Origin of the sequence: Mesorhizobium sp. M7A.F.Ca.US.006.04.2.1, assembly GCF_004022915.1 — a bacterium.
Classification (GTDB): domain Bacteria; phylum Pseudomonadota; class Alphaproteobacteria; order Rhizobiales; family Rhizobiaceae; genus Mesorhizobium; species Mesorhizobium ciceri.
Map to the genome: position 1 here is coordinate 1 of NZ_RZQA01000470.1, position 5089 is coordinate 5089.

8 protein-coding genes are annotated in these 5089 nt (G+C 59.8%); 5 read left to right on the forward strand and 3 right to left on the reverse strand.

Features of this window, described 5'->3' with window-relative positions:
• The coding region (locus EN925_RS22785; RefSeq protein ID WP_245487274.1) for a serine hydrolase domain-containing protein at positions 1-451 on the reverse strand (451 nt) is incomplete at its 3' end.
• A gap of 341 nt (positions 452-792) precedes the next feature.
• Here EN925_RS22785 and hisC point away from each other — a divergent pair.
• The 5 genes from hisC to EN925_RS22810 all read left to right on the forward strand — a co-directional run bounded on the left by hisC (position 793) and on the right by EN925_RS22810 (position 4712).
• Positions 793-1908 carry a histidinol-phosphate transaminase gene (gene hisC / locus EN925_RS22790; protein ID WP_127370449.1) on the forward strand — a complete coding sequence of 372 codons (1116 nt, stop codon included), beginning with the start codon at positions 793-795 and terminating at the stop codon, positions 1906-1908.
• An 18-nt stretch (positions 1909-1926) separates the two neighbouring features.
• Positions 1927-2697 carry a TetR/AcrR family transcriptional regulator gene (locus tag EN925_RS22795; RefSeq protein ID WP_127388545.1) on the forward strand — a complete coding sequence of 257 codons (771 nt, stop codon included), beginning with the start codon at positions 1927-1929 and terminating at the stop codon, positions 2695-2697.
• Positions 2698-2751: 54 nt separating this feature from the next.
• A complete protein-coding gene (locus EN925_RS22800) occupies positions 2752-3489 on the forward strand; it encodes a LuxR family transcriptional regulator (protein WP_127388546.1) in 738 nt (245 codons plus the stop codon).
• Between the two features lie 74 nt (positions 3490-3563).
• Positions 3564-4172 carry an acyl-homoserine-lactone synthase gene (locus EN925_RS22805; protein ID WP_127369819.1) on the forward strand — a complete coding sequence of 203 codons (609 nt, stop codon included), beginning with the start codon at positions 3564-3566 and terminating at the stop codon, positions 4170-4172.
• Positions 4173-4292: 120 nt separating this feature from the next.
• Positions 4293-4712, forward strand: coding sequence for a LysR family transcriptional regulator (locus tag EN925_RS22810; RefSeq protein ID WP_164766207.1), 420 nt, complete (start codon positions 4293-4295; stop codon positions 4710-4712).
• On the opposite strand, the gene EN925_RS22815 is transcribed toward EN925_RS22810, so the two are convergent.
• Together EN925_RS22815 and EN925_RS22820 are read right to left on the reverse strand one after the other, a co-directional pair.
• Positions 4704-4931 (reverse strand): DUF2274 domain-containing protein, encoded by a 228-nt coding sequence (locus EN925_RS22815; RefSeq protein ID WP_127369821.1) that lies wholly within the window; start codon positions 4929-4931, stop codon positions 4704-4706. The two genes, EN925_RS22810 and EN925_RS22815, sit on opposite strands and share 9 nt — an antisense overlap.
• On the reverse strand, positions 4928-5089 hold a 162-nt coding region (locus tag EN925_RS22820; protein WP_281040659.1), incomplete at its 5' end, for a TrbI/VirB10 family protein. The genes EN925_RS22815 and EN925_RS22820, both read right to left, overlap by 4 nt.

Consider the following 5089-nt stretch of genomic DNA (forward strand, 5'->3'; position numbering starts at 1 on the left):
AGATACTGGATGTGTGCGTGATCAGCTGATGCGGCGTGATCGGCAAGCTCGGGTGGCGAGGGTTCTTGATCCGAAAGTCGATGAACTTGTTGATGTCATCGTGCAAATCGTAGCCCTTCCGCTCAAACAACTGGACCAGGGCCGTGGCGGTGACCAGTTTGCTGACCGAAGCCAAATGCATTGGCGTGTCCGCGGTCAATTTGCGGTTTTGCGCCAGATCGGCAAACCCGAAGGCCGCAGTGTAGCGCGTCGCGCTGTCTCTGGAGGCGATGGCGACGGCGGCTCCTGAGACCTTGGCGGCCGCCATGCGTGCTGGAAGGGAGGCTTCGAAATCGTGTCGCCAGGCTTCGAACGACTGCCCCTTCTTCTCGTCTGCGGATGCAACGCGCCCCTGGGGAACAAGCAGCCCCGCCAAACCCATCTTGAGCAACGAACGTCGGGTCGAGATCATAATGGATTTCCCTTCCTGGACATTTTCGGATTTGCGGCCTGCGCACGAGGCCTTCGCTGATACGACCCAGGTTGCACGCCTATCCGCCGGCACTCTGGCGCCCAAGTCGCCCGGTGCGAATTGTTCCATCCCTTTCCCACACTGCATGTGCCCATCGAAGCCACCTACGATGGTCGGTGCAGTGTCTCAGTGTCCGCCGCTTTGAGATTTATTGTTCAGTGGACAATAAAAACATTATGTATATACCTTTGCCGTGTCAACGACATTTTTTGCCCGGATTGGCCTCCTCCCTGGCGGGGGGCAACCGACGCGAATAGCGAGAAAAAGGAGAAGGTAGGATCATGCAGTCATTTCCGAACGACGCCATCTGCCCTCGGCAGGAAATCGCCTCTCTTCCCGTTTACAACGCTGGAATATCGGCAGTTGCCGCGCGGCGGGTCAGTGGCCTGCAAGACATTGCGGCATTGGCAAGCAACGAGAATCCTTACGGTTCATCGCCGGCAGTGTCCGCCGCCCTGGCATCACTTGTCCCATCGCGCTACAGCGACCCGGCGTCGGCTGCGCTGCGGCACGTGCTTTCGGAAAAGCTCGGCACCTCCTCTGATCAGATCGTCTGCGGCAATGGCTCGGAGGAGTTGATTGCAGCACTTTGCCGCGCGTATCTGCAAAAGGGTGATTCGGTCTTGACCGTCTCACCGTGCTTCGGCTTGCACGAGATCGAGCCCATGGCGGCCGGTGCACAAGTGCTCAAGGTGCCGATGACACCAGCACTCGATTATGACGTGGACGGGTTGGCGGATGAGCTCACACGCAGACCAAAGATCGTTTTCGTCTCATCGCCTTCCAATCCGGTGGGGCGGGCCTTGTCGCGTAGGGCACTCGACCGGCTGCTTGACGCGGTGCATCCCACGACATTGTTCGTGTTGGATGAAGCCTATTTCGAGATGATCGACTCCAGCTATCCGGATGGCTTGCAGGTGCTGGGCGGTCGCTCGGATCTTTCCTGGGTTGTGCTACGCACCTTCTCCAAGGCCTATGGTCTCGCCGGCTTGCGTGCGGGCTACGGCATCGCCTCGGATGAACGCATCGCCAGGGCGATGCGTTCATGCATGACCCCGTTCAACGTCAACGCGGCCGCGCAGGCTGCCGCAATTGCCGCGCTCCAGGACGAAGCATGGATGCTGCAGACCACGGCCAAGATACGGCACGACCGAAACATCCTCGCCGATCGCCTGGCCGGATTGGGTGTCCGCGTTGTCCCGTCACAGACCAACTTCCTGTTCCTCGACTTGGCGACCCAAGCTGCCCCTGTGGCTAGCGCCCTGATCAAAAAAGGCATAGTCGTCAAGCCATGGATGGAGGCCGGCTATCGTCACTTTCTGCGGGTGAGCATCGGGACAACAGGGGACAATGAACGATTTGCGACAGAAGTCGGGCACATCCTCGGCCTCGCATAGTGGTGACGGAAAGCTGCCTTGAACACACAGTCTTCCACCAAGAAGCGCTCGGTCGGTAGAGCAGGCGCTATCGGCTTGACGCGGGAGCGCGTTGTGGAGGCCGCCATTGCCCTGATCGACGACGAGGGAATAGCCGGATTCTCTGTCCGCGCTCTCGCCCGCCGGCTCAACGTCTATCCGGCCGCCCTGTACTGGCATGCGGGCGGCGCCAAGTCGGATCTGCTTGCCGAAATTTCGGGCGCGCTGATTGCAAGCCTGATGACACCCTCGGATCTGCCGGACGATTGGCGCGACACGATCCGGCTTCTATTCCGCCGGTTTCGCGCGCGAGTCCACGAGCACCCCAGGGCCGCACCCCTGCTCGGTCCGCATATCCGCTCCAACGGCGCGCCGAATGCACCTTGGGTCGAGATCATTCTGACTGCGCTCACCCAAGCCGGATTCGAGGATCAGGCTTTGATCAATGCCTTCAATTCAGTGGTTGGCGCCCTGGAAGGCTATATCACGATGGAACTCGCCGCAGACGGCGCTACCGAAGACTCGGAATGGGTAGAAACATTTAACGCAGGCCTTGATGCGCTTGACCCAGCGCGGTTTCCGTTGGTTACGCGATACCTGCCGCAAATGTACAACCGGTCGTTCGTGATGCGCTGGAAAAGCGGGAACGTCGCCCCGCTCGAGGATGGTTACGACTTCCTGATCGAAACCCTGATCCTGGGACTGGAGGCGCAGGCCAAACCTGGCCGAAACAGGGATAAGGACGCTGGCGAGCAGACCACGGATAGATAACCAGATTACGGGCGCAGCGCGCGTCCCGGCCTAGTACTGGACGCAGGAGTACATATGGCATGGTTTAAACGCATCGACGATACGTACGAGCTTCTGAACAATGTCGGTAAGAGCTCAACTCAACAGGAAATATGCCGACACATCCTTGGCTACGCCGGACGCATTGGCGCGACCAATCTTCTGGCAGGACTAATTCCCCCACCCCAAGCTCTGAAACATGATCAAGCTTCGCATGTCATTCTCCATGCCTGGCCAGAACAATGGTCCGAGCGATATTTTTCAAAGGGCTACCTATATCGCGATCCAACGATTCAACTTGTGAACCGGGGCAGCACGCCCTTCCTCTGGAGCGAGATCGATAACCTATGCAAGGTCTGTCCTTTCGGCCGCCGGATCATGGACGAGGCAACCGACTTCAGATTATGCGAGGGTTTGACAGTCCCGTTTGCCACATTGGATGGGCAGCCGGTCGGGTTTTCCGTCGCGGGAGAAAAGCTGGATCCGGATCCCCACGACCGTCTCGCCTTTCAGTTGGTTGCAGCTTACGCTTTCGGCTGCGCGGCTGTTATCACTGATGCAAAACGCGATATCCGGCCGGCACGTTTATCTCCGAGACAAAGGGACGTTCTGCGCTGGGCAGCGGAAGGCTTGACTGTCGATGAGATCGCTGACCGTCTCGCTGTAAGTCGCAACACGGCAGACACTCACCTGCGGGCGGCGCGCGAGAGGCTCGGAGTAGCAAGCACAGTGCATGCTGTCGCGGAAGCCTTTCGTCACGGTCTGATCGCCTAGCTCACGCAATCGCGTGATGCCGCCTTCTACAGGAAGCGACCATTGGTTGACCTCCAAACTGGAGGATAACCGAGATGCTTCTTGTGGTTACATCGCAGAATTCAGAAGAATATCAGGCGGAGCTGGAACAGGCGTTCCGCCTTCGCCACAAGGTCTTTGTCGAAGAAAAGGGCTGGACGGATCTGCGGCGCGCAGATGGTCGTGAAATCGACCGGTTCGACAATGAGCACGCAGTCCACATGCTCTTTACGGCTGAGGAGCGCGTTGTCGGCTACCAGCGCATGCTGCCTTCGACCCGCCCCCACTTGCTCTCGGAGGTCCTGTCGGACCTTTGCGAAGGCCAACGCCCCGTGGGCGAAAACATCTGGGAATGGACGCGCTACTGCGTCGAGCCGCAGTACCGAGAACGGGGAAGAATGCTGAGCCCGGTGGCGAATGCGCTTTTGTCAGGCATCGTCGAGTGGGGCCTGGACAGAAGCATCGATACGATCATCATCGAGATGAACCCTCTCTGGCTGCTGCGCCTGGTCCAACTGCATTTCAGGGTGACGCCGCTGGGGCTGCCGAAGATCATAGGCGGTGAAGAGACAGTGGCGGTGACGGCGAGCTTCGATGAACGCACACTCGCCAGATTGCATGAAACGCGGAAGGCGAGCCCGCCGACTGGTGCGATTGGCAACTGAGGCGCTCGCCCCCAAACCGGGGGGCTTTGACCAGGTACTTCAATGGGGCAGATAGGCGGGCGACTGGACAGTTCGCGTGGTGGGCGCGGGCCACAATCACTTCCAGGTGGAGGAAGCGCCATGCGGCGACGCGTCCAACTCATCACGCTCGAATGCGCCCTCATCGTGTTCGAGGAGGGCAGCTTCCTCGGCGCCTCCCGACGCATGGGCATCCACCATTCCGCACTGAGCCGGCGCATCCGTAGCCTTGAGCACGCGGTGGGAACAATTCTTTTCGAACGCCACGCAGGCGGAGTCCGACCGACCCTGGCCGGCGCACGACTCCTGCGCAATCTTCGCCGCGTTCTGACTGATCTCGACGGCACACTCGCCATGGAGGAAACGGACCGAAGAGAACAGGCCGGCATCCTGCCGGGCGGCTTTGAAATGGCGGTGCATGCTACCGAGCTTCTCGATGCGGTTGCCGACTTCATTCGCAGCAGGCCCGACGTCGCCCTGCGTTTCGTGGAAACGAAGCGCGCCACGGTCCGCCTATCCTGATTTCGTGTCGCGTCGGGCCCGGCTGAACGCGCGGTCCGTCGCCATGAATCGCACCAGCATCGGCGCAATCAGCCTTACGGGATCGGCGACCGTCTGTCCCGTCTCGCGGCCCAGCACTTCGGCGTAGGCGACAAGATCTCGATGAACGGCGGCAGGCAACTCGACCGTAATCTTGACTGGCCGCTCATCCGGAATTGCAGAGAGTTTCAGCTTGCTCATGACGGTTCCTTCGGCACGCCGTAAGGTGCCAGGACAAGGTCGCGATTGACGATGACACGGACCGGGAACCCTGGTCGGACGGTGAGTGTCGGCTGGACGTTGAGTTGATTTCGCACGATCTGCTGACCGATATTGGAGGCCGAATCCTGCGCGCTCTC